This is a genomic window from Streptomyces sp. NPDC055966, from assembly GCF_042269865.1.
Classification (GTDB): Bacteria; Actinomycetota; Actinomycetes; order Streptomycetales; family Streptomycetaceae; genus Streptomyces.
The window spans coordinates 210,085-234,173 of sequence record NZ_JBHJYK010000018.1; the positions used below are offsets into that span (position 1 = coordinate 210,085).

Below are 24,089 nucleotides of genomic sequence, written 5' to 3' on the forward strand. Positions count from 1 at the left end.
GTGCGCATTGCGATCATGACGGCCGGATCCCGGGGCGACGTCGCCCCCTACACCGGACTGGGGCACCGCCTCGCCCGCGCCGGGCACGAGGTCACCCTGGTCACCCACGCCCGCTTCGGGCCGTTGCTCTGCGGCTCGGGCGTGCGCTTCCACCCGCTGCCGGTCGACCCCCGGGCGGAGCTGGAGTCGCCGCGCGGCCGGGGCCTGCACCGCAGCGCCGGCGAGGCCACGAAGCTGCTGCGCCTCGCGGACATGGCGCGCCGGCTGGTCGGGCGGATGACGGAGGACCTGCTCACGGCGGCCCGGGACAGCGAGGCACTGCTGCTGTCCGCCTCGCTCGCCCCGCTCGGCCACACGATCGCCGAGGGACTGCGCCTGCCGAGCATGGGGGTGTACCTCCAACCCCTCGCCGGAACGCGGGAGTTCGCGCCTCCCGTGCTCGGCGGCGGCTCCTGGGGGCCGGTCGTGAACCGGGTCGCCGGGCACGGGGTGTGCCTCGCCACGGAACACATCTTCTCGGGTGCCCTGCCCGGTGTGCGGGGGCGGCTCGGACTGCCCCCGGTACGCTCCGGTGCCGCGCTGCGGGCCCGGGAGCGACGGCTGTGGCCGGTGCACCACGGCTTCAGCCCGCTGGTGGTGCCCCGGCCCCGGGACTGGCGGCCGGGGCTGACGGTGAGCGGCTACTGGTGGCCGTACGACACCGAGGACCAACTCCCCGCTGGCGTACAGGAGTTCCTCGACGCCGGTCCGGCGCCGGTCTTCGTCGGGCTGGGCAGCGCCACGGTGCCGGACGCCGCACGGCTCAGTGCCCAGGTGGTGGCGGCGCTGCGGCGGGCCGGGCTGCGCGGGGTGATCCAGCGCGGCTGGGGCGGGCTCGCGGCCGACGGCGAGGACATGCTGACCATCGACGACGTGCCGCACGCGCTGCTCTTCCCGCGCATGGCCGCCGTGGTCCACCACGCGGGTGCGGGTACGACCGCGGCGGGCCTGCGCGCCGGGGTGCCCGCCGTGCCGGTGCCGATCCAGTTCGACGCCGCCTTCTGGTCCGCCCGCCTGGTCGCCCTGGGCGTCGCCCCGGCCGCCGTACCGCTGCGCCGCCTCACCGTGGACGCCCTCTCCTGCGCCCTGCTGCAGGCCACCCGCCGGCCGGGGTACGGGCAACGGGCCCGCTCCCTGGCCGCCCGCATCCGCGCGGAGGACGGGGCGGCCCCGGTCCTGGCCGCACTGGAGCGGCTGGCCGACGGCTGACCCGCCCGGCCGGGGCACCTTCGCCAGGCAGCCGCGGGCCGACCGGGAGGCGGCTGGGTGTGCCGCCGGGGCCGCTCTCGGTCGTCGCCGCCCGGAAGGATCCCGCCGTGGCCCGGGTCGGCGTCGCCCGGGTCAGCCGTTCGTGAGGACCATGCGGAAGCGGGCCTTGCCGGCCATCATCTTCTGGAAGGCGCCGTCGACGTCGTCCAGCGGGACCGTCTCGGTCATCGGGCGGATGCCGTGCAGGGCGCTGAACTCCATGGTGTCCTGCACGTCCTGCGCCGTGCCGGACGGGTGTCCGCGCACGACCCGGGCGCCCATGATCAGCTGGAGCGGGCTGATGCCCATGGCCTCCGGGTCCGCGCCGATCACCACCAGCTCACCGCGCGGTGCGAGACCGTCCACGGTGGCCGTGATGGCGCCGGAGTTCCCGGCGGTTGCCAGCACGACGTTCGCCCCGCCCAGGGACTGCAGGGCCTCGGCGACCGGGGTGCCCGCGGTGCTGTCCACGTAGTGGTGGGCGCCCAACTGCTTGGCGAAGTCGGCCTTCTCGGCGCCGCGGGCGATCGCCACGGTCTCGAAGCCCATCGCCGCCGCGTACTGCACCCCGAGGTGGCCGAGGCCGCCGAGGCCGAGCACCGCGACCAGGTCCCCGGGGTGGGCGGAGCTGTGCCGCAGGCCGTTGTACGTGGTCACGCCGGCGCAGGCCATGGGGCCCGCGTCGGCCGCCGCCAGGGCGTCCGGGATCCGGGCCAGGGCGTCGACGGGCGCGATCATCTTCTCCGCGAAGCCGCCGTCGTAGGCCCAGCCGGGCACCTTGAGGTTGGCGCACACGATGAAGTCGCCCCGCCGGCAGGGCGTGCAGTGGCCGCAGCTGCCGCCGAACCAGCCGACCGCCACGCGGTCGCCGATCTGCCAGCCCCAGTCCTGGGTGCCCTCGCCGAGCGCGTCCACGCGGCCGGCGATCTCGTGCCCGGGGACCTCCGGGAAGGTGATGCCCGGCACCGCGGCGTGCACGAACATGGCGTCGCTGTGGCAGATGCCGCACGCCTCGACGGCGATGCGCACCTGGCCCGCCCCGGGCTCCGGCACCTGACGCTCGGCCAGCTCGAACGCGCCGCCCGCGCTCCTCACCTGCGCGACTCGATACGTGCTCATCACGCTCCCTCTCTCCCTCTCTCCCGCTCTCCCATGTCTCGCGGTGGCTGTGCCGCCCGGCGCACGGGTACCGCACGGGTACGACGCCCCCGCACCAGCAGACCAGCTCCGGGCCGATCCCGCGCGCCGAACGGCACGGACCGGCACTGACCTGCGCCGACAGGCGAGCAGCAGCCGGGGGCTCAGACAGCGCCCGGCACGTCGGGTGCGGGGCGCCAGCCCTCGGGCCGGAGCATCCCGAGCAGCAGCCGCACCAGCTCGTCCACCAGCTCGTCGAGCGTGGCGTCCACCCAGCCGGCGCTCCAGTCGTGCAGCAGGCCGTTGACGCTGCCGATGAAGGCCGTCGCCGCCAGCCGGTAGTCCCGCGGCGCCGCCTCGCCGCGTACGACGGCCGCGTCCGCCTCGGCGCGGATGAGGTCGACCCAGCGGGCCCGGCGGGCCAGCCGCTGCTCCTCCAGCCGGGAGCTCACGCCGACGATCTCCACGAAGGCGATGCGGATACGGCGCGGATCGCAGGTCACGTCGCGGGCGTAGGCCCGGAAGAGCACCGTGGCCCGCTCGGCCAGCGGCAGTCCGTCCGCCGCGCCGAGGGCGTCCAGCACCGCCTGCTCGGCCCAGCCGTTGACCTCCAGGTGCAGCGCGGCGAGGACGTCCTCCAGGGTGCGGAACTCCTCGTAGAACTGACGGGTGGACAGTCCGGCGGCCTGGCTGAGTGCGGCGACCGTCGTGCCCCGGTAGCCGGGCGGTCCGCCGAACAGTTCCAGGGCCGCGTCCAGGAAACGCCGGCGCCGTTCGGCCTGCCGTTCCTCGGCGGACCGACCGCCGTAGCGGCCCGTCGGCGCCCTGAACCTTCCCGCCACCTGTCCCCCTCCGTCTCCCCGCCGCCGGCCCGCCCTCGCCGCACCGGCTCTCAATCCTGTCGTGCACACCTCTTGTCGAGTAACCCACCCCCTCCTTACTTTTCAGTAAGTTCACTGTGAAAGCACGCGTGTTCAGACTTCTCCCCCGAGGAAGGAGAGCAGTCATGCCTGCCTCCAGAACCAGGCACCTGTGCTCCGTGGCCGCCGCACTCGTCCTGACCGTCGCCGCTCCGGCGACCGCCGCCTCCGCCGCCACGCCCGGCTCCGACGGTCTGCGCGAGGTGATGTTCGTCGGCAACAACTGGGACGGCACCGCCGACGTCATCAGGTCCACGGGTGACTTCGCGAAGATCGGCCGGATCGATGTCGTCCCCGACAAGGCGGCGCGACTGGCCGAGATCAACGCCGACCCGATCAAGTGGATCTACTACACGTCCATCCGCAACGAGGTGGGCCAGGGGCACGACCAGTACGTGGACGACATGTACTCCACGCCCGACGGCAGGTCCGTGGTCGTCTCCCGGCCGAGCTTCGCCGACGTGGTCTCCATCGACCTGGCCACCGACAGGATCAACTGGCGCTTCCCGGTGGCCGGTTACCGCGCCGATCACATGGCGGTCTCCCCCGACGGCACCCGGGTCGCCGTCTCGGCGTCGACCGCGAACAAGGTGCAGGTGCTGGACATCGACACCGGCAGGGAACTCGGCGAGTTCGCCACCGGCGACAAGCCGCACGAGAACTTCTTCACCGACGGCGGGAAGTACCTCTGGAACATGTCCATCGGCGAGGTCACGACCTCCCTGGACGATCCGAGCTGGGACTGGACCAAGGGCGACCGGCACATCACGATCGTCGACGCGACGACGTTCAAGCAGGTCAGGACCATCGACATGCGGCAGCGGCTGGACGCGGTCGGGCTGAAGGACTTCTCCAGCGCGGTCCGGCCCGCCGCCTTCACGCCCGACTGGTCCAAGCTGTACTTCCAGGTGTCGTTCTTCAACGGCTTCCTGGAGTACGACGTGGCCGCGGACAGGATCACCCGGGTGAAGACGCTGCCGGCGAACCCGGCGACGAACCCGGACCGCACCACGTGGCTGCTGGACTCGCGCCACCACGGCATCTCGATGAATCCCGAGGGCACCAAGCTGTGTGTCGCCGGGACCATGGACAACTACGCGACCGTGGTCGACCGGGCCTCCTTCGACGTCGGCCCGCTCATCACCGCCTCGACGCCGTACTGGGCGACGGTGAGCGGCGACGGCAAGGACTGCATCATCTCGGAGGCCGGCGCCGACCAGGTCACGGCCATCGACTTCGCCACCGGCCAGAAGGTGCTGTCCGTACCGGTCGGCGACCATCCGCAGCGTGTCCGGCTGGGGCATGTCCAGGCCGACTGGACGGGCCCGACGGGGAGTTGAGCGCCGGCGGCCTCCGGGGGGACCCCACTCTCCACGGGGGCCGCTCGGCTTCCTCGTCAGGGGTCACGGGCGTCTCAGAAGTGCGCCCCCGCCCACGCGGCCAGCTCGGACCGGGCCGCGCTCAGCAGGTCCGCCGAGGGGGACGTGGCCCCGTCGGTCACCAGCGCGTAGTGCAGGACGCCCGAGTCGGTGTCGCCGAGCAGCAGCCGGCGGCTTCCGGTGCCGCCCGGTTCGGGGGCGACGGCGACCGGTGTGCCGGCCCCGGTGTAGGCGGGCGGGGCGTACACGGTGCCGAGGTCGGAGACGACGGTGGTCGACGCGGCCGGGAAGGACGCCGGCAGGTGCAGTTCGGTCGGCGCGGTGCCGTCCCCGGAGCGCCACACGAGCAGCCCGTACCGGCCGGAGCCCACCAGTCGGGCCACGTGCGGCAGGCTGCTGGGCACCGGGTTCCAGGTGAGGGTGGTGGAGCCGTCGCGGGAGCGGTCCTCGTAGGTGAAGGCCAGGGCCGTACCGGCCGTGGCGCTCGGGTACAGGCGGTCCAGCAGCCGCGCGTCCTGCCGGAGGGTGACGTTGCCGGACTCGTCCAGGTCCACGGCGGAGAGGTCCTCGCCGTTCCAGGCGTCGCCGGAGGTCTGCACCTTGTCGGGACTGCCGTTCATCAGCTCGTGATGCCGGCCGCTGTAGATGTCCCACTGCCACTGGGTGCCGGACAGGACCGGGCCCGAGGCGGCGGGGTCCGACCACCAACTCGCCCCCGGCAGGCGGGAGTCGAGGGACTGGTACATGGCCTTCAGGACGGTCGGCGCCTTGTCGGACACCGTGCCGGACAGGGGGTGCCCGAACTCGCTGACCACGGCCGCGGTGCCGGCGGAGGCGGCGCGGTCGCGGACGGCGGCGAAGTCGGAGGCGTACTGGCCGTCGGCCGCCTTGCCCCACATCAGGATCCCGGAGATGGCCTTCTGGTCGTAGAAGTGCGTGTTGAAGACGTACCGCGGGCCGAGGGTGCCCGCGTCCAGCAGGCCGCCCTCCTGCTTCTGGGTGGAGATGTCGGAGTTCCAGAAGAGGCCCGGCTCCACGAAGGCGGGCTTGTCCTGCCAGCCGGCGGCGTCCATGGCGGCGCGGAACCTCACGTAGAACGGCCACAGCAGATCGCGTTCCCAGGTGCGGGAGGCCTGCCCGGAGTCGTAGCTTCCGGCGTAGGGCTCGTTGTACGGGTCGAATCCGGCGACGGCGGCGAACTCGGCAGCGGTCAGGTGCTGTTGGAGGTAGGCCATGGCCGTCCGCGCGGTGGCGAGGAAGGCGTCCTGGAGACCGTAGGTGTCGTGCCAGAAGTCGTACTGGGCCTTCTGCACGGCCGCGTTCTGGGTGATGTTCTGGCCCCAGAAGAGGCAGAGGCCGCAGGATTCGGCGGGGTAACTCCCGGTATCCACGGCCCACTTGGGCGCGCCGTCGCCGGTGTACCAGCTGCCCGTGTGGAACAGGTGGCGGGAGTAGAGGTCCTGGTGGAAGTCGGGGAAGACGCGGATTCCCTCGTCCAGGAAGGCGCGCATCTGGTCGGTGACGGCGGCCAGATAGGCGGTGTCGGCCTGGCCGCGTACGGGTTCGGCGTGGGCCCAGGAGAGCAGGAAGCGGACCGCGTTGCCGCCGCCGAGGGCGCGCAGCGCGGTCGCGGACGTGCGGGCGTCGGCGACGGAGGCGAACGGCAGGCCGCCGTTCTCCTCCAGTTTGGTCTCGCCGGAGACGTTGTAGCCGCGCAGGACGATCTCGCGCCCCTGGCCGTCGGTGAACCGGCCGTTCTGCACGGTGAGGGCGGAGCCGTCGAACCAGAGGGAGTCGGAGGGGAGAGCCGAGGTGGCGGCGGTGGCGGGCGGGGCGCCCGCCACCGTCAGGAATCCGCTGAGGACGACCAGGACAACCAGCAGACGTGCCCGGGTGTTCGACATGTCCACCACAGTCCGGCCCGCCGAAAGCCGCGTCAATACCACCTGACTCATAAGTAAGTTGACTCTCAGTCAGTTCACGCCGTCCCGTCCCCGGTCCTGCGCATCACGTTCAGCAGGTACTCCTTGCGGTTGAGCGGGTTGTGGTCGGTGCGCGGCCGCTCGGGGACGGCGCCCCGGGCGATCGGCGCGTAGTGGTCGAACGCCGTCTCCAGCTCGCCCTCGCCGCGGGTGAGCCCGGGCAGCCGCTGCTGCAGCTCGTGCACCCGGGCGGCGGGCACCGTGCCCTCCAGTACGGCGGCGGCTCCGGCCGCGGCGGTGCTCTCCGGTACGGCGCCGAGCCGGGCGAGCACCGGCAGCAGTGCGCCCAGCGTGTCCGCCGGGGCGTCGAGCCGGAAGCGGTGCACCGGCTCGTGCACGACGGTGCCCGCGCGGCGCAGCGCCTCGGCCAGCACCAGCGGGGTCAGGCCCCGGAAGTCGTAGCCGGTGCTCGACATGCTCTTGTCGAAGCCCTGGTGGGCGTGGCTCTGCCGGGGCGAGTACCCGCTGTGGGTCATGGTCACCGTGCAGTCGGGCACCTGCCAGCCGTGCAGCCCCTGGCCGAGGCTCTCGCGGACGGTGTCCTCGACGGCCTTGAAGAAGGCGTACGGCATCGAGCCGAGCTCCACCTCCAGCCGGAACGCCACGCCCGCGCCGGGCGGTGCGGGCTCGACGCGCAGGCCGACGGTGGCGAGGAACGGGTTGCCGTCCTTGTTGTTGAACTCGACGGCGTGCCCGGTGCCGGCGGGCCGTTCGACGCACAGGGTGGTCGTCTCGCGGAAGGTGACCTCCAGGCCGAACTCCTCGGCGAGGGTGGCCTGGACGACCTCCTTCTGGACCTCGCCGTAGAGGGACACGGAGGTCTCCCCGCGCCGTTCGTCGTGGCGGACGCCGATGAGCGGGTCCTGTTCGGCGAGCTGGGTGAGCACCAGGTGCAGGGCGCGCCGGTCCGTGCCGGGGCCGGGGACGACGACGCTCTCCAGGGTCGGTGGCGCGAAGTGGTGCTCGTACGCCCGTCCGGGCGTGCCGAGCGTGTCCCCGATCCGGATGCCGTCGAGGCCCCACACCCTGACGATCCGCCCGGCACCGGCGTGGTCCTGCCGGGTGTCGGTACCGCCGTCGAAGACGCTCAGTGCGGTGACCCTGCCCGTCACACGACGGGCGGCGCCGTACGGGACGCGGTCACGCACGCGCAGGGTGCCGGCGCGGAGCCGCGCGTAGGCGATCTTCTCGCCCGCCGGACCGCGTTCGACCTTGAAGACCGCGCCCGACAGCGGGCCGTGCGGGTCGCCGTCGGCGGGAGGCAGCAGCCGTTCGACGCCGCCGACCAGTTCGGGCACCCCGGCGCCGGTGATCGCGGAGCCGAAGTAGACGGGATGGACACGGGAGCTGCGGGTCTGGGCGGCGAGGGCCGCGTGCAGACGGCCGTCGGGGATCCCGCCGTCGAGGCAGGCCGCGAGCAGTTCGTCGTCGTGCTCGGCGAGCACCTCCGCGGCGGCCGGGGCGAGGTCCGGCACGAAGCGGGCGGCGCGGGTGCCGGGCGCGGCGGGGCGGCCCATCGGGACGAGCGGCACGGCCAGCCGGCGCGACAGCTGGTCGAGCACGGCGGAGCCGTTCGCGCCGCGCCGGTCGATCTTGTTCACGAAGATCAGCGTGGGGATGCCCAGCCGGCGCAGGGTGCGCATCAGCACCCTGGTCTGCGCCTGGACGCCCTCGACCGCCGAGACGACCAGGACGGCGCCGTCGAGGATGCCGAGCACGCGCTCGACCTCGGCGATGAAGTCCGGGTGACCGGGGGTGTCGATGAGGTTGACGGTGACGCCGTCGAGCGGGAACGACACGACGGCGGACTTGATCGTGATGCCGCGCCGGCGTTCCAGCGCGAGCGTGTCGGTCCGGGTGTTCCCGTCGTCGACGCTGCCGATCTCCTCGATGACCCCGGCCGTGTGCAGCAGCCGTTCGGTCAGGCTGGTCTTACCGGCGTCGACATGGGCGAGAATTCCGAGATTGAGCAGGTGCACTGAGCGTGATGTCCTTCGGCATGGGGTGGATTCCTTCCTGGGCGGACATGCACGCAGCGCGCATCGCTGGACCTTCCTGTGTGACGTACGTCGGAACCCGCGCAGTGCAGCAGACTCCGCTACCCGGCGGCAATGGATTAACGTTCAACGAAACCCCCTCCGCCGCGCTCGCCGCACCCCGGACGCGGCCGTAATGTGACGTACGGCCACCATTGGGTCGCTGTCTCCACGGTGCCGACCCTGCGGGCGGTGTTCGCGCGGGGCAGGGAGAGGAGTGGGGCGTGCGGGAGATCCTGCCGACGTTGGCGCGCTGGCACGCGGCCGGGGCCCCGTTCGGGCTGGCCACGGTCGTCGCGGTCAGCCGCAGCGCGCCGCGCGGTCCCGGTGCCGCGATGGCGGTGGGCCCGGACGACGAGGTGGTGGGGAGCGTGTCCGGGGGCTGTGTGGAGGGGGCCGTGTTCGAGCTGGCGCGGGAGGTCGTGGCGAGCGGCGAGGCGCGGCTGGAGACGTTCGGGTACAGCGACGCGGACGCCTTCGCGGTCGGCCTCACCTGCGGCGGCGAGATCACGCTGCTGGTGCGGCCGGTGACTCCCGCGTCGGATCCGGCGTTCGGGGCGCTCGCCGCGTCCGTCGCGGCGGGCGAGCCGGTGACGGCGGCCACGGTGGTGGACGGGCCCGCGCCGCGCGGCGCCACGCTCGCCGTCCGGCCGGACCGGGCCGAGGGCACGCTCGGCGCGCCCGGCCTCGACGTCGCCGTCACCGCCGACGCGCGCGGCGAACTCGCCCTCGGCGCCTCGGTGATGCGGCACTACGGTCCCCACGGCGAGCGCCGCGAGGACGACGTGTCGGTGTTCCTCCAGTCGTTCGCGCCGCCCCCGCGCATGCTGGTCTTCGGCGCGATCGACTACGCGGCCGCGGTGGCCCGCGTCGGCGACTTCCTCGGCTACCGGGTGACCGTGTGCGACGCCCGCCCGGTCTTCGCCACGCCGAAGCGTTTCCCGGCCGCGGTCGAGGTCGTGGTCGACTGGCCGCACCGCTACCTCGCCGGCACGCGGACCGACGACCGCACGGTGATCTGCGTCCTCACCCACGACCCGAAGTTCGACGTCCCCCTGCTGGAGGAGGCCCTGCGCCGCCCGGCCGCCTACGTCGGCGCGATGGGCAGCCGCAAGACCCACGACGAGCGGCGCGCACGGCTCGCCGAGGCCGGTCTGGGCGAGGCCGAGCTGTCCCGGCTGCGCTCGCCGCTCGGGCTCGACCTCGGGGCCCGTACGCCCGAGGAGGTCGCGGTGTCCGTCGCCGCCGAGATCGTCGCCCTGCGCTGGGGCGGCTCCGGCGCACCGCTGACCACGACCGCCGGGGCCATCCATCCGCCCGCCGCGTGAGCGAGGCCGCCGCGTCCGGGAAGCGCGGGTCGCGGAGCAGCGCCTGGCGCAAGGCATGGGCAGGTCGCGGGGCAAGTCGTGGGGCCGCGCCACGAGTTCGCCGCCCCGCGGTGGCGGCCCGCTACGCGGTGTCGCCCGCCACGCGTGCGTGCAGGTGCTGGTCGTGCCAGCCGTCGGCGTGCAGGAGGGCGCTGCGCTGGGTGCCCTCGTAGGTGTAGCCGGCCTTCTCGGCGACCCGGCAGGACGCCGGGTTGGCGACCGAGTGGCACAGGCGCAGGCGGTGCAGGCCCAGGTCGTCGAGGGCCCACTGGCTGAGCCTGCGCGTGGCCTCGACGGCGACGCCGCCGCCGCGTGCCTCGGGCAGGAGCCAGTAGACGATCTCGGCACTGCCCTCGTGCAGATCGATGTCGCCCCATGCGCACAGTCCGACGGCGGGTCCGCCCGGCGCGGCGACGGCCCACACCGCGAAGGTCTCGGCTCGCCAGCGCGCGTGCATCCGCTCGATCCTGGCGAGCGCGTCCTCACGGCTGTCGACGGCGAGCCGGTTCCACCGGCGGATCGCGGGGTCCTGGGCCGCGGTCAGCAGGGTGCCGGCGTCGTCGGGGCGCCAGGGGCGCAGCTGAAGTCCGCCGGGCAGGGCGAGCACGGGCTGCTCGCCGCCGGCCATGCGACCCGCCGGAACGACGTCCCCCGGTATGCCGTTGTCAGAGATCATCCCGGCATCCTGGCACAGGGCCGCTACCGCTGCGGCAGCCGGTGCAGGGTCACGTCGGTGAGGGTGCCGTCGGCGAGCGTCGCGGTGAGGTAGGTGCAGTGCGGCTGGCGGCGGCGGTCGGTCGGGGAGCCCGGGTTGAGCAGGCGCAGGCCGGTCGGGGCGGTGGTGTCCCAGGGGATGTGGCTGTGGCCGAAGACCAGCACGTCGAGGTCGGGGAAGCGGGCGGCGCAGCGGGCCTCGCGGCCCTGGGCGGGACCGGTCTCGTGCACGACTCCGAAGCGCAGGCCGTCCAGTTCGGCGTGGGCCACCTCGGGGAGCCGGGCCCGCAGCTCGGGGCCGTCATTGTTGCCGTGGACCGCGATCAGACGGCGGCTGCCGCTCTCCAGCAGGTCCAGGGTGGCGGTGTCGACCCAGTCACCGGCGTGGAACACCACGTCCGCGCGCGGGAGTTCGGCCAGCAGTTGTTCCGGGAGCCGCTTGGCGCGCCGGGGCAGGTGGGTGTCGGACATCATCAGCAGACGCACCCGGCCAGCCTAATCGAGTCACGGCCGGCGGACGCCAAATCAATCAGCCGGAACTGAACAGTTCGAGCTGGACAGTTTCGGCTGTCGGACCTACGCTGGTGGGCATGGCTGACACCTCCGACTCCGCCACCCGCGCCGCGCGCGATCTGCGCGTGGTCTTCAGCCGGCTGCGGCGCCGGCTCCGCGAGGTCGCGCAGGACACCGATCTCAGTCCGTCCCAGGAGTCGGCGCTCACCCTGGTCGGCAAGCACGGCGCCGCCACGGCCAGCGCCCTCGCCGCCACCGAGGGCGTACGCCCGCAGTCGATGGCGACGACACTGGCCGCCCTGGAACAGCAGGGGCTGATCCTGCGCGCCCCCGACCCGGCCGACGGCCGCCGCCAGCTGGTCACGCTGACCGAGGCCGGCCGGGCCCGCGTGGAGGGCAACCGGCAGGCGCGCAGCGAGTGGCTGGCCCGCGCCTTCCAGGAGCGGTACACGGAGGAGGAGCGGCAGGCCGTCCTCCGGGTGCTGGAGCTGATGGACCGGCTGTCGGAGCCCTGATACGACCGTGGCGGCGAGGCTCGCCGGACGCACGGAGCGGACCAATCCGCCCCTGAGGTCGACTCCTCGATGACCGCCGTATATGACCGCCGTGGCGCTGGTGCCCATCGGCGCGACCGGCGTCGCCTGCGGCGCCCCGCCCGCCGAGGCGCCCGGGCCGTTCCGCGCCCGGCCCCCTTCCCGCTCGCCCGCTCCGTCCTGTTGCCGGCGACGACCTTGCCGGACCGTTTCCCCGGTCGGCTCACCCCTCCCCCACCGCACCGCTCGGAAAGGCCTGACCGATCATGTCGCTCACCACGCTCGACCCCCGTACCGCCCTCGTCGCGATCGACCTCCAGAACGGCATCGCCGCCATGCCCACCCAGCCGTACGCCGGCCCCGAGGTCGTGGCGCGCACGGCGGAACTCGCCGACGCCTTCCGCGCCCGGAACCTCCCGGTGGTCCTGGTCCGCGTCTCCTTCTCGGCCGACGGCGGGGACGTCGTGCCCGGCCGTACCGAGCGCCAGGCCCGCGGCCTCGCCTTCGCCGAGGGCTGGGACGTCATCGTCGACGAACTGAACGGCCACGCCGGCGACATCCGCGTCACGAAGCACAACTGGAGCGCCTTCCACGGCACCGACCTGGATGTCCAGCTGCGCCGGCGCGGCATCACGCAGATCGTGCTGACCGGCATCGCCACCAGCATCGGCGTGGAGTCCACCGCCCGTGACGCGTACGCGCACGGCTACCACGTCACCCTCGCCACCGACGCGATGGCCGACGCCGACGCCGAGGCGCACGCGAACAGCGTGGAGCGGATCTTCCCGCGGCTCGGCGAGAGCGGCACCACCGCCGAGGTCCTGGAACTGCTGGCCAAGACCCACGCCTGAGCACCGCCCGACCGCCCCGGCCCCTGCGCCCCGGACATCGACGGCGGTTTGCCGGGCGGTGCCCAGGCGTGGCGCGGGCGGGGCGTTCGGGCACCCGGAGTAGCGTCGCCCGGGATGACCGAACTACCACAGATGTCCGACAGCCGTGAGGCCGTCGAACGGTACACGGCCCCCGCCCCGCGGCCCGGCCGGACCCTGCTGCGCTGGGCGGCCACGACCGACCACAAGGTGATCGGCCGGCTGTACATGGTCACGGCGTTCTGCTTCTTCCTGTTCGCCGGGCTGCTGGCGCTCGGCATGCGGGCCGAACTCGCCCGGCCGGGGCTCCAGTTCCTGAACGAGCACGGCTACGACGAGTTCTTCACCATCCACGGCACGATCATGATGCTGCTGTTCGCGACGCCCATGTTCGCCGGGTTCGCCAACGCGGTGATGCCGCTCCAGATCGGCGCCCCGGACCTGGCGCTGCCGCGGCTGAACGCGATGTCGTACTGGATGTACCTGTTCGGGGCGCTGATGGTGGTGTCCGGCTTCCTGGTGCCGGGCGGGGCCGCCGCGTTCGGCTGGTTCGCGTACGCGCCGCTGAACAGCGCCTACTTCTCGCCCGGGGCGGGCGGCGACCTGTGGGCGATGGGGCTGGTGGTCACCGGTGTGTCGACGACCCTGACCGCGGTCAACTTCATCACCACGATCCTGTGTCTGCGCGCGCCGGGCATGACCATGTTCCGGATGCCGATGTTCACCTGGAACGTGCTGTTCACCTCGATCCTGGTGCTGCCCGCGTTCCCGGTGTTCGCGGCGGCGCTGCTCGCGCTGGAGGCGGACCGGAAGTTCGGGGCGCACGTCTTCGACGCGGCGAACGGCGGCGCGATCCTGTGGCAGCACCTGTTCTGGTTCTTCGGGCATCCGGAGGTCTACATCGTGGCGCTGCCGTTCTTCGGGATCATCTCGGAGATCGTCCCGGTGTTCTCCCGCAAGCCGCAGTTCGGCTATCTGCCGATGATCGGCGCGACCGTCGCCATCACGATGCTGTCGGCGGTGGTGTGGGCGCACCACATGTTCGCCACGGGCGCGGTACTGCTGCCGTTCTTCTCCCTGATGTCGTTCCTGATCGCGGTGCCCACCGGGATCAAGTTCTTCGCGTGGATCGGGACGATGGTGAACGGATCGGTGTCGTTCGAGACGCCGATGCTGTGGGCCATGGGCTTCCTGGTGTCGTTCCTGCTCGGCGGGTTGAGCGGGGTGCTGATCGCCTCCCCGCCGCTGGACTTCCACGTGACCGACAGCTACTTCATCGTGGCGCACCTGCACTACGTGCTGTTCGGCACCGTGGTGTTCGCGATGTTCGCCGGGTTCTACTTCTGGTGGCCGAAGTTCACCGGGAAGATGCTGGACGAGCGCCTCGGCAAGCTGCACTTCTGGCTGCTGTTCCCGGCGTTCCAGCTGACCTTCCTGGTGCAGCACTGGCTGGGCGCGGGGGGCATGCCGCGCCGGTACGCGGACTATCTGCCGACGGACGGCTTCACCCTGCTCAACACGCTGTCCTCGGCGGGCGCGTTCCTGCTGGGGATCTCGACGCTGCCGTTCCTCTACAACGTCTGGCGCACCGCCGCCCGGGGCGTGAAGGTCACCCTCGACGATCCGTGGGGCTGGGGCCGGGGCCTGGAGTGGGCCACCTCCTGTCCGCCGCCCCGGCACAACTTCACGGCCCTGCCCCGGATCCGCTCGGAGTCGCCCGCGTTCGACCTGCACCATCCGGAGGCCGCCCGGGCCGGGGAGGAGACGGCCGGATGAGGACCGAGTCGATGCTGTTCGGCGGGGTGGCGCTGTTCTTCGGCGGGTCCGCCGCGCTGTACGGGGTGTGGTCCGGGGACGAGACGGGCACGGTCGCGCTGGTCGTCGCGTGCGGGATGGCGGCGCTCGTGTCGTTCTTCTGCCTGATCCAGTACCGGCGGCGGGGCAGCCGGGCGCAGGACCGTGCGGAGGCGGAGGTGGCCGACGGGGCGGAACCGGTGGCGTTCTTCCCGGACGAGAGCATGTTCCCGATCATCACCGCGCTCGGGTTCGCCCTGAGCGCCGGCGGGGTGGTCTACGGACTCTGGCTGTTCCTCATCGGTCTGGGGGTGCTGGCTCGCGGGGTGTTCGGGATGGCGTACCAGTACGCGCGGCGGTGAGCGGCCTTCGCGGGGCGCCGGGCCGGAAGGACGCCACGGGTGCGTGGTCGCTCTCGTAGCCGCCGGCGATGTTCTGCCGGATCTCGCCGGTGGACACACCCCGCGCCAGCCGGTCCCGCTCGGCCTCGGTGAGGGCCCGGCACAGCCAGCGGGTCACCAGGAACGCGAGGACGGGCAGGACGACCACGGCGACGCGCAGCACCCAGGTGAGGGCGTTGACGGAGATCCGGAAGGTCTGCGCGACGACGTCGTTGCCGCCGGCCAGCAGCAGCACGCCGTACCAGACGATGCCCGCGACGCCGAGGCCGGTGCGGACGGGGCGTTCGCGCGGGCGGTCGCAGAAGTGCTGCTCGCGGCGCCACTCCCCGGTGCGGCGCTGCTCGACGAACGGATAGGCGTACAGCACCGCGAAGAGCAGGCCGGGCAGGACCACGGCGGGCAGCAGGACGTTCCACATCAGGGTGTGTCCGGCGAGGTTCGTCTCCCAGGCCGGCATCAGTCGCAGCGCGCCCTCCAGGAAGCCGACGTACCAGTCGGGCTGGGCGCCGGTGGAGGCCTGGTCGGGGCGGTAGGGGCCGTAGTTCCAGACCGGGTTGACCTGGGCGAGTGCGGCGAGGAGCACCAGGACGCCGAAGACGATGAGGGACAGCCCGCCCGAGGAGGCCGTGAACTGGGGGAAGAAAGGCTTGCCGGCGGCGTTGTCCACGCGGCGGCCCGCGCCGCGCCACTGGGTGTGCTTGAGGTGGACCACCAGGATCAGATGCACGGTGACCAGGGCGATCAGGGCGCCCGGGAGCAGCAGGACGTGCACCGGGTACAGCCGGGTGACGATGTCGTGCGCGGGGAACGCGCCGCCGAAGACGAAGAAGGCCACGTACGTGCCGACCAGCGGGATCGAGGTCATGATGCCCTGTGCGATGCGCAGTCCGGTCCCGGAGAGCAGGTCGTCGGGGAGCGAGTAGCCGGCGAAGCCCTCGGCGAGCGAGACCACGAACAGGGTCAGGCCGATCACCCAGTTCAGCTCGCGGGGGCGGCGGAAGGCGCCGGTGAGGAAGATCCGCAGCAGGTGCACGCCGATCGCGGCGACGAAGACCAGCGCGGCCCAGTGGTGGGCCTGCCGCAGCAGCAGTCCGCCGCGCACGTCGAAGCTGATGTGCAGGGTGGAGGCGAAGGCGGTGGACATGCGCACCCCGCGCAGCGGCGCGTAGGGGCCCGCGTAGACGACCTCGCGCATCTCGGGCGTGAAGAACAGGGTCAGCCAGACGCCGGTCAGGAACAGCACCAGCAGGCTGTAGAGCGCGAGTTCACCGAGCAGGAAGGACCAGTGGTCGGGGAACGCCTTGCGCAGCAGCGGGCCGCCGTCGAGGACGGGCAGCCGGGCGTCGGCGGCCCGTACCAGCCGCTCGGCGCGGCTCACCTCCCCGCCACCCCCACGGCCGACGCCGCTCGTGTCGCCTGCCGCCGTGCTCATGTCTCCTGCGGCTCCGCGGCCGCCCGGGCCACCTCGGCCTCGATGTCGGCGCGCGTGCGGCCGGTCTCCCTCGCGTAGTCGCTCAGCGCGGTCTGCGCCTCGCGGGCCAGGTCCCGCGAGGCACGCAGCGCCGTTTCGTAGGTCTCCGACTGGGCGCCCGTCATACCCCGCTCGGCCGGGGGGCCGTAGGCCTCCCGCAGTTGGTCGACCGTGCGCTGGGCCGCGTCGGCGGCGCGCTGCTTCGCGACCAGTTCTTCGAAGGTGTGTGCCACGCCGATCGACCCTAGGCACGGCCGTCGGGCGAGCCCCTTCGACCTGCCGGGGGCGCGCGTACCCGTACCCGAGTGGCGGGTCAGCCGCCGGGCACGAGATCGGCCCACACCTGTTTGCCGCCGCTGACCGGGACCGTCCCCCAGGCCGCCGAGACCGCCTCCACCAGCAGGATGCCGCGCCCGCCGGTGGCCTCCCAGCCGATGCTCGTGGGCTTGACCGGGCTGCGCGGCGAGGCGTCGGCGACGGCCAGCCGGAGCCGGTGGTTGACCAGGCTGAGGTCGAGGCGGACCTGGCCGTCGGTGTGCACGAGGGCGTTGGTGACGAGTTCGGAGACCACCAGCAGGGCCGTGTCGAGCGTGTCCGGGCTCACGCCCCAGGTGCGCAGGGTGCGCCGGGTGAAGCGGCGGGCGTGCCGGACCGCCTCCGGTACGCGCCACACCGTCCAGCTCTCGCGCAGGGGTCGTACGGCCATCCCGTCGTAGCGCATCAGCAGCAGGGCGACGTCGTCGGCGCGGTGGGCGTCGGTGAGCAGCGCGTCGGCGACCAGGCCGAGGTGGGCGGGGTCGGCGGCGGACAGGGCGTGGGCGAGCCGCTGCATGCCGGTGTCGAGGTCGGTGTCCGCGGACTCCACCAGGCCGTCGGTGGTCAGCGCGACCACCGTGCCGGGTGCCAGGCGCAGCGGGGTCATCGGGAAGTCCGCCTGCGCCGTCACGCCGAGCGGCGGCCCGCCCTCGGTGCGCAGGATCTCGGTGCTGCCGTCCGGGTGACGCAGGACCGGTTCGAGATGGCCGGCGCGCACGATCCAGGCGGTGCCCTCCTCCATGTCGACGTCGACGTAGGCGCAGGTGGCGAAGAGGTCGGTCTCCATGTCCAGCAGCAGCCGGTTGGCGTGGGCGACGACCACGTCCGGGGTGTGGCCCTCGGCGGCGTAGGCGCGCAGCGCGGTGCGCATCTGGCCCATCAGGGTGGCGGCGCCCGCGTTGTGGCCCTGTACGTCGCCGATGACGAAGGCCACGTGGTGGTCGGCGAGCGGAATGACGTCGTACCAGTCGCCGCCGACCTCCAGCCCGGCGGTGGTGGGCAGGTAGCGGGCGACGGCGACCGCGCCGGGCAGCCGGGGCAGGCGGCGCGGCAGCAGGGTGCGCTGGAGCATGCCGACGAGTTCGTGCTCGGCGTCGAAGGCGTGGGCGCGCAGCAGGGCCTGGCCGGTCAGGGCGGCGCAGGCGGTGAGCAGGGCGCGTTCGTCGGGGCCGAAGTCGTGCGGGTCGTCCCAGCCGATCAGGCAGGCGCCGGCCACCCGGCCGGCGGCGGGCAGCGGCAGCACGGCGAGGCCGCCGGGGCCGACCTCGCCGAGGGCGGGCTCCAGGGTGCTGCCGGCGGGCCAGATCCGCGCGCGGCCCTCGCGCAGCGCGGCCGCGAGCGTGGGCATGGCGCGCACCGGCGCGTCGGGCCACTCGGTGCGCCATTCGGTGCGCCACACCTCGGGCCACGCCTCGGGTTCGGGCGGGTCGAGGACGGTGACGACGAGGCGGTCGTGCTCCAGTTCGGCGAGCGCGATCCGGTCGGCCCGCAGCGGTACCCGCAGGGCGTCGACGACGGCCCGGCCGACGTCCTTGACCGTGCCGGCGGTGGCGAGGGCGGCGGCCAGGCGCTGCACCCGGGCCACGTCGGTGACGTCGGAGCGCAGAGTGGAGGCGTCGGCGACCGTGCCGACCAGCCGGGCCGGGCGGCCCTCCCCGCCGGACAGCAGCCGGCCGCGCAGCCGCAGCCACAGCGGCGCGCCGGAGGGCTGCAGGATGCGGAACTCCAGCTCACGGTCGCCGATGGACATGTGGTCGGCCTCGACCACGGACATCAGCGCGGGCAGGTCCTCGGGCACGGCGCGCGCGAGCAGGGTCTCCACCCGGCCGTCGAAGGAGTCCCGGCCGAGCCCGAACAGCCCCAGGATGGCGGCGCCGACCTCGACCCGGCCGGTGTCCATGGCCAGGTCGAAGGCGTTCTCGGAGAGCTCGCCGGGCTCCCCCGCGGCGGCCGGGGCGGGGACGGCGACCGCGCGGGCGACCAGCTCCAGGCAGGCCCGGTCCTCGGTGCCGAAGCCGCCCGGACGCTCGCTGACGGCCACCAGCACGCCCGCGCCCGCCGGGTCGAGCGGCAGGACGGCCACGGAGAAGTCCGGGGAGGGCGTGCGCCGCGCCTCGGGGCACCCGGCCAGTTCCTCGGGGCCGAGCCACCGCGGGCGGCCGGTGCGGTGGGCCGCGGCGACCGGCGACGTGCCGGCGGCCGGGTAGCCGTCGCGGAGCCCGTACAGGGTGCGCGGCAGACCAGCCGATTCGGCGAGGGACAGCTGCGCGGGATCGTCGCCGGGCGTGTACACGCCGACGAAGGCGGCGCCGGCGAACACCAGCGCCTGTTCGAGGACGCGGTGGAGCCGGTCCGGGGTGCCGGGCGAGGCGCCGAGGGCGTCGAGAGCGGCTGCGGCGCGCTCCGGCCCCGTCCTCGTACCGCCGACCGCCGCGCCCTCGCTCACCACGTTCGCCATTACAGCGCGTGTGAGGCTCCTGCGCAGCCCCTGTGAACGCTACGGGTGGCCCTGGGGAACGCCCGGGGCCACGCGGGCCCGGATCCGCTCGAAAGCCGCCGAACACATCTTGACCCGTGAGTTCCGCACGGTGACCTCGTGACAGTCGTGACTGTCCGCGGCCGTGCGACGCCTGCGAGTGTCTCTTCCGGTCACCGGGTCGAAGGTCCGGTGACCGAGGACAAGGGTGCCGAGGGTGCCGGGGACGACGCGGGCGGAGGGGCATGGACAAGCGGTACGAGGTGTACGCGCTGGCCGACGGGCACTTCTACGACACGCCCGACCGGCTCGCGGACGCCGGCGGTGCGCAGACCGCCCAGTTCACGGCGGCGCGCCGCACCGTCCCGGACGGCTGGCACGCGTCCCGCTCCGGAGACTGGCTGAATCTGACCCCGCTCGGCGCGGACGGCGCGCCGCTGCCGGCGCCGGCCCAGGGCTGGAAGATCCACTCCTCGGCGACCGCCGCGAACGCGGAGCGGATCGCCGAGATCGTCTGGGACTACTGCGTACCGCGCCGCATCCCCTTCAAGTTCGTGCCGGGCCCGCAGCTGCTGCATCTGCGCAACGCCAAGTACGCGGGCCGCGACACCAGTGGCAAGTTCGTCACCGTCTACCCGGCCGACGAGACGCGGCTGCACGAGGTCCTGCGCGAACTGGGCGCCCTGCTGGCGGGGTTCGAGGGGCCGTACATCCTCACCGACCTGCGCTGGGGCGAGGGTCCGCTCTACGTCCGCTACGGCGCCTTCGCCCGCCGGTACGTCGTCGACGAGCGCGGCACACTGGTCCTCGCGGTGGCCGACGGCGAGGGCAGGCTCGTGCCGGACCGCAGGGCGCCGTCCTTCCAGGTCCCCGAGTGGGTGACCCTGCCCGCGTTCCTCCGGCCGCATCTCGCGGCCCGCAACACCACGACGGTCGGCGAGCTGCCGTACCGCATCGAGAAGGCGCTGCACTTCTCCAACGGCGGCGGGGTGTACGCCGGCACCGACACCCGCGACGGGCGCAAGGTGGTGCTGAAGGAGGCCCGGCCGCACGCGGGGCTGGCGGCCGACGGCGCGGACGCGGTGACCCGGCTGGAGCGGGAGAGGGCGGCGCTGGAGCGGGCCGCCGGGACCGGTGTGGTGCCCGGGGTGCGGGACTGGTTCCTGCTCGGCGAGCACCGGTTCCTGGTCATGGACTTCCTGGCGGGCCGCCCGCTCAACTCCTTCTTCGCCGAGCGGCATCCGCTGCTCACCCCCGACCCCGACCCGGCGCGGGTCGCCGCGTACACGGCGTGGGCGCTGCGGATCCACGCGGCGGTGGAACGGGCGGTCGAGGCGGTGCACGCGTGCGGGCTGGTCTTCAACGACCTGCACGTCTTCAACATCATGGTGGCCGAGGACGAACAGTCCGTGCATCTCATCGACTTCGAGGCCGCCGCCCCCGCCGCCGAGAACGCCCGGCAGACCGTCGCCCATCCCGGCTTCTTCGCCCCGCCGGACCGCCGCGGCCCGGACGTGGACCGCTATGCGCTGGCCTGTCTGCGGCTCGCCCTGTTCCTGCCGGTGACCACGCTGTTCGTGGTGGACCGCGGCAAGGCCGCCCATCTCGCGGACGTCATCGCGGACCAATTCCCGGACGTACCAAGGGAGTTCCTGGACGAGGCGGTCGCGGAGATCACCCGGGACACGGCGGGCGGCCGACGCGCCCGCACCGCCCCGCCCGTGGTGCCGGGCGACTGGCCGTACAGCCGCGACTCGATGGTGAAGGCGATCCTCGCCTCCGCCACCCCGGAGCGCGACGACCGGCTGTTCCCCGGTGACATCGCCCAGTTCTCCGACGGCGGCGGTCTCGGCCTCGCGCACGGCGCGGCCGGGGTCCTGTACGCCCTGGAGGCGTCGGGCGCGGGCCGCTACGACGAGGGCGAGCGCTGGCTGCTCGACCACACCGCCCCGCCGCCGCCCGGCACCCCGCTCGGCCTGTACGACGGCCTCGCCGGCGTCGCCCTCGTCCTCGACCGGCTCGGCCACCGGCAACGGGCGTTGGACCTGGTCGACGGCATCCTGCGGGAGAACTGGCGCAATCTCGCCTCCGACCTGCACGGCGGGCTCGCCGGACTCGGCCTGGTCCTCGGCCGGCTCGCGGACACCACCGGCGAGCCGTCCTTGCGGCAACACGCCGCCGAGGCCGCCGACATCGTCGTACGACGGCTCGCCGAGCCCGTGCCGGACACCCCGCGCCGGCGCGCCGGGCTGCTGCGCGGCGCGAGCGGTCCGGCGCTGTTCCTGCTGCGGCGCCACCAGGAGACCGGCGAGGACCGCTATCTGGCCGCGGCGGCCGTGGCGCTCCGCCGTGACCTGGACTGCTGCGTGACCCAGAAGGCGGGCGGCGGCCTGGAGGTGGACGAGGGCCGGCGGACGCTGCCCTATCTCGGCGACGGCAGCGCGGGCATCGGCCTGGTCCTGGACGACTACCTCGCGCACACGGACAACGAGGCGTTCGCCCGCGCCCGGGCCGGCATCCTCACCGCCGCCACCTCACGCTTCTACGCCCAGCCCGGCCTGTTCCAGGGCCGCGCCGGAATGATCCTGCACCTCGCCCGCTCCACGGCGCCCGGCGCCGACCGGGAGCGGCTGGCGCGGCAGATCGAGGGTCTCGGCTGGTTCGCCATGGACTACCAGGGCCAACTCGCCTTCCCCGGGCACCAGATGATGCGTCTGTCCATGGACCTCGCCACCGGTACGGCGGGCTGTCTGCTCGCGCTCGCCGCGGCCTGCGACGACCCCCGCACCGCGCACCTGCCGTTCCTCGCGCCGCCACCGGCGGCCCCCGCACGCGGCTCCGCACGGACGGAGCCGTGATCCAACCCCCGTCCCCGACAAGGAAAGGACCCTGCCATGGCACTGCTCGACCTTCAGACCCTCGACTCCGACGAGCACGACGGCGGCGGCGCGAGCACCGTGAGCCTGCTCTCCTGCGTCTCCGCCGCGAGCATTCTGCTCTGTCTCTGACCGAGCGGGTGATCCACCGGCTCCGGACGGCCCCCTTCCGCCGGGGAGGGGCCGTCCGGGGCCGCCCCGGTGCGCCGCCTGCCGACTCCCGCCCCGACGGCGGCACTTCGGCGGCAGCCCGCGCCCTGTCGCGGGCGGTGCTGCGCCACGGCCGCGCCCGCTGTGCCGCGCTGTGCGCCGTGAGTACGGCCGCCACGGCCGCCGGCCTGCTGCTGCCGGCCCTCCTCGGCCACACTCTGGACCTGCTCCTCGCCCATGCGCCGACCGCCCGCTGGGTCGCCTGCTGTGCCGGTGTCGTCCTGCTGCTCGCCCTGCTGGACGGCTGCGCGGGCGTGCTCACCGGCACGGCCACCGCGCACGCCACCGCCTGGCTGCGCCGCCGTGTCACCGGGCACGTCCTCGCGCTGGGCCCGCGCGCGACGGCCCGGTTCGGCGCCGGGGACCTGGTGGCGCGCGGGGTCGGCAACGCCGCGCAGGCCGGGACGGCGCCGGGCGCGGTGGCCGTGCTGCTCTCCGCGCTCGCCGGGCCGGTCGGGGGCGTGGTGGCGCTCGGCGTCATCGACCCGTGGCTGGCGGCCGTGTTCCTCGCCGGAGCACCGGTCCTGGCCCTGCTGCTGCGTGCCCTCGCCCGGGACACGACGGAATGCGTGACCGAATACCAGCGGGTGCAGGGCCGGATCGCCGGGGCGCTGGCCGAGGCGATCGGCGGCTCCCGGACGATCCGGGCGGCGGGCGTGGCGGACCGGGAGACGGCCCGCGTCCTGGCGCCGCTGCCCGAACTCTCGCGCGCCGGGCGGCGGATGTGGCAGGTGCAGGGGCGGGCCGCCGCGCAGGCGGTCACCGTGGCACCGCTGCTGAACCTCGCGGTTCTCGCGGTGGCCGGGCTGCTGCTCGCCCGGCACCGGCTGTCGGTCGGCGACCTGCTGGCCGCCTCCCGGTACGCGGTGCTCGCGACCGGCGTCGGCGCGCTCGTCGGCCGGCTGACCGCGCTCGCCCGGGCCCGCGCGGCGACCGGCCGGCTCGCCGAGGTGACGGCCGTACCCCGCCCGGAGCACGGCACCCGCCGTCTGCCCCCCGGACCCGGCCGGCTGGAGCTGCGGGCGGTGACCGCCGTCCGGGGCGGCCGCGCGGTCCTCGACGGACTGGATCTGACCATTGCGGGCGGTACGACCCTGGCGCTCGTCGGCCGCTCCGGCGCCGGGAAGTCCCTGCTCGCCGAGGTGGCCGGCCGGCTCACCGACCCGGACGCGGGCGAGGTCCTGCTGGACGGCGTCCCCCTCCGCAGCCTGACCCACGACGAGTTGCGCCGCGCGGTCGCCTACGCCTTCGAACGCCCGGCCCTGCTGGGCACGACGATCGAGGACGCCCTCGCCCTCGGGCTCGCCGACCGGACCCCGGCCGCCGTCCGGTCGGCCGCCCGGCGCGCCCACGCCGACGACTTCGTCCGCAGACTGCCCGACGGTTACGCGACCCGCGTCGCCGACGCCCCCCGCTCCGGCGGCGAGTCCCAACGCCTCGGCCTCGCCCGGGCGTTCGTCCGCGAGAGCCGCCTCCTCATCCTCGACGACGCCCTGTCCAGCCTCGACACGGTCACGGAACACCGCATCACCCAGAGCCTGTTGGCCTCCGGCCCGGCCCGTACCCGCCTCCTGATCGCCCACCGCCCGACGACAGCGGCCCGCACGGACCTCGTCGCCTGGCTGGACGACGGCCGCGTCCGGGCTCTGGGCACCCACCGGGAACTGTGGCGGGACGCGGCGTACCGGGCGGTGTTCGGGGTGCAGGGGGAGAGCGACGCCGGGGCCGCGCCGCGAAGCGAGGAACGGGGCTGATGGGGGGCACATGGGCCGGACAGCCATCGGAACGGAGCGACCGAGTGCTTCATGT

The 24,089-nt window shown here is 73.9% G+C and carries 19 protein-coding genes; 10 read left to right on the forward strand and 9 right to left on the reverse strand.

The window, feature by feature from the left end; translation table 11 throughout:
• Positions 1-15 precede the first annotated feature (15 nt).
• Complete coding sequence (locus tag ACFC8N_RS33330) at positions 16-1,248, forward strand: glycosyltransferase (RefSeq protein ID WP_376292349.1); 1,233 nt, start codon at positions 16-18, stop codon at positions 1,246-1,248.
• A gap of 132 nt (positions 1,249-1,380) precedes the next feature.
• Here the strand turns inward: ACFC8N_RS33330 and ACFC8N_RS33335 are convergent, their stop codons facing one another.
• Positions 1,381-2,406 carry an alcohol dehydrogenase gene (locus ACFC8N_RS33335; RefSeq protein ID WP_376292291.1) on the reverse strand — a complete coding sequence of 342 codons (1,026 nt, stop codon included), beginning with the start codon at positions 2,404-2,406 and terminating at the stop codon, positions 1,381-1,383.
• Between the two features lie 182 nt (positions 2,407-2,588).
• Positions 2,589-3,266, reverse strand: a complete 678-nt coding sequence (locus tag ACFC8N_RS33340) for a TetR/AcrR family transcriptional regulator (RefSeq protein ID WP_356029525.1) — start codon at positions 3,264-3,266, stop codon at positions 2,589-2,591.
• A 164-nt stretch (positions 3,267-3,430) separates the two neighbouring features.
• Between ACFC8N_RS33340 and ACFC8N_RS33345 the strand changes: the two genes are divergently transcribed.
• Entirely contained in the window at positions 3,431-4,684 is a 1,254-nt protein-coding gene (locus ACFC8N_RS33345) for a YncE family protein (protein WP_376292293.1), read from the forward strand.
• 74 nt (positions 4,685-4,758) lie between these two features.
• Here ACFC8N_RS33345 and ACFC8N_RS33350 read toward each other — a convergent pair whose 3' ends face one another.
• Both ACFC8N_RS33350 and ACFC8N_RS33355 read right to left on the reverse strand, forming a co-directional pair.
• Complete coding sequence (locus ACFC8N_RS33350) at positions 4,759-6,627, reverse strand: cellulase family glycosylhydrolase (protein ID WP_376292296.1); 1,869 nt, start codon at positions 6,625-6,627, stop codon at positions 4,759-4,761.
• A 74-nt stretch (positions 6,628-6,701) separates the two neighbouring features.
• Positions 6,702-8,684 (reverse strand): GTP-binding protein, encoded by a 1,983-nt coding sequence (locus ACFC8N_RS33355; RefSeq protein WP_376292298.1) that lies wholly within the window; start codon positions 8,682-8,684, stop codon positions 6,702-6,704.
• Between the two features lie 281 nt (positions 8,685-8,965).
• On the opposite strand from ACFC8N_RS33355, the gene ACFC8N_RS33360 reads away from it, so the two are divergent.
• A complete protein-coding gene (locus ACFC8N_RS33360) occupies positions 8,966-10,069 on the forward strand; it encodes an XdhC family protein (protein WP_376292301.1) in 1,104 nt (367 codons plus the stop codon).
• A gap of 121 nt (positions 10,070-10,190) precedes the next feature.
• On the opposite strand, the gene ACFC8N_RS33365 is transcribed toward ACFC8N_RS33360, so the two are convergent.
• Entirely contained in the window at positions 10,191-10,784 is a 594-nt protein-coding gene (locus ACFC8N_RS33365; protein ID WP_362819486.1) for a GNAT family N-acetyltransferase, read from the reverse strand.
• A 23-nt stretch (positions 10,785-10,807) separates the two neighbouring features.
• Entirely contained in the window at positions 10,808-11,308 is a 501-nt protein-coding gene (locus tag ACFC8N_RS33370; protein ID WP_376292304.1) for a metallophosphoesterase family protein, read from the reverse strand.
• Between the two features lie 104 nt (positions 11,309-11,412).
• On the opposite strand from ACFC8N_RS33370, the gene ACFC8N_RS33375 reads away from it, so the two are divergent.
• From ACFC8N_RS33375 to ACFC8N_RS33390, 4 genes are all read left to right on the forward strand, one after another.
• A complete protein-coding gene (locus ACFC8N_RS33375; protein ID WP_356029516.1) occupies positions 11,413-11,850 on the forward strand; it encodes a MarR family transcriptional regulator in 438 nt (145 codons plus the stop codon).
• Positions 11,851-12,134: 284 nt separating this feature from the next.
• A complete protein-coding gene (locus ACFC8N_RS33380; protein ID WP_356029515.1) occupies positions 12,135-12,719 on the forward strand; it encodes an isochorismatase family protein in 585 nt (194 codons plus the stop codon).
• Positions 12,720-12,851: 132 nt separating this feature from the next.
• Positions 12,852-14,513, forward strand: a complete 1,662-nt coding sequence (gene ctaD / locus ACFC8N_RS33385; RefSeq protein WP_362819548.1) for a cytochrome c oxidase subunit I — start codon at positions 12,852-12,854, stop codon at positions 14,511-14,513.
• Positions 14,510-14,893 (forward strand): cytochrome c oxidase subunit 4, encoded by a 384-nt coding sequence (locus ACFC8N_RS33390; protein WP_356029514.1) that lies wholly within the window; start codon positions 14,510-14,512, stop codon positions 14,891-14,893. Before ctaD ends, ACFC8N_RS33390 begins: the two co-directional genes overlap by 4 nt.
• Here the strand turns inward: ACFC8N_RS33390 and ACFC8N_RS33395 are convergent.
• The 3 genes from ACFC8N_RS33395 to ACFC8N_RS33405 form a co-directional block, all read right to left on the reverse strand.
• Entirely contained in the window at positions 14,829-16,364 is a 1,536-nt protein-coding gene (locus ACFC8N_RS33395) for a cytochrome bc complex cytochrome b subunit (protein ID WP_376292307.1), read from the reverse strand. The two genes, ACFC8N_RS33390 and ACFC8N_RS33395, sit on opposite strands and share 65 nt — an antisense overlap.
• Positions 16,361-16,636 (reverse strand): hypothetical protein, encoded by a 276-nt coding sequence (locus tag ACFC8N_RS33400; protein WP_356029512.1) that lies wholly within the window; start codon positions 16,634-16,636, stop codon positions 16,361-16,363. Before ACFC8N_RS33400 ends, ACFC8N_RS33395 begins: the two co-directional genes overlap by 4 nt.
• Positions 16,637-16,716: 80 nt before the next feature.
• Positions 16,717-19,176 carry a SpoIIE family protein phosphatase gene (locus ACFC8N_RS33405; RefSeq protein ID WP_376292310.1) on the reverse strand — a complete coding sequence of 820 codons (2,460 nt, stop codon included), beginning with the start codon at positions 19,174-19,176 and terminating at the stop codon, positions 16,717-16,719.
• A gap of 263 nt (positions 19,177-19,439) precedes the next feature.
• Between ACFC8N_RS33405 and lanKC the strand changes: the two genes are divergently transcribed.
• The 3 genes from lanKC (at position 19,440) to ACFC8N_RS33420 (ending at position 24,034) form a co-directional block, all read left to right on the forward strand.
• Positions 19,440-22,052, forward strand: a complete 2,613-nt coding sequence (lanKC, locus tag ACFC8N_RS33410; RefSeq protein WP_376292313.1) for a class III lanthionine synthetase LanKC — start codon at positions 19,440-19,442, stop codon at positions 22,050-22,052.
• Positions 22,053-22,088: 36 nt separating this feature from the next.
• Positions 22,089-22,202, forward strand: coding sequence for a SapB/AmfS family lanthipeptide (locus ACFC8N_RS33415; protein WP_356029508.1), 114 nt, complete (start codon positions 22,089-22,091; stop codon positions 22,200-22,202).
• Positions 22,203-22,327: 125 nt separating this feature from the next.
• A complete protein-coding gene (locus ACFC8N_RS33420) occupies positions 22,328-24,034 on the forward strand; it encodes an ABC transporter ATP-binding protein (RefSeq protein WP_376292351.1) in 1,707 nt (568 codons plus the stop codon).
• Positions 24,035-24,089: the final 55 nt, after the last annotated feature.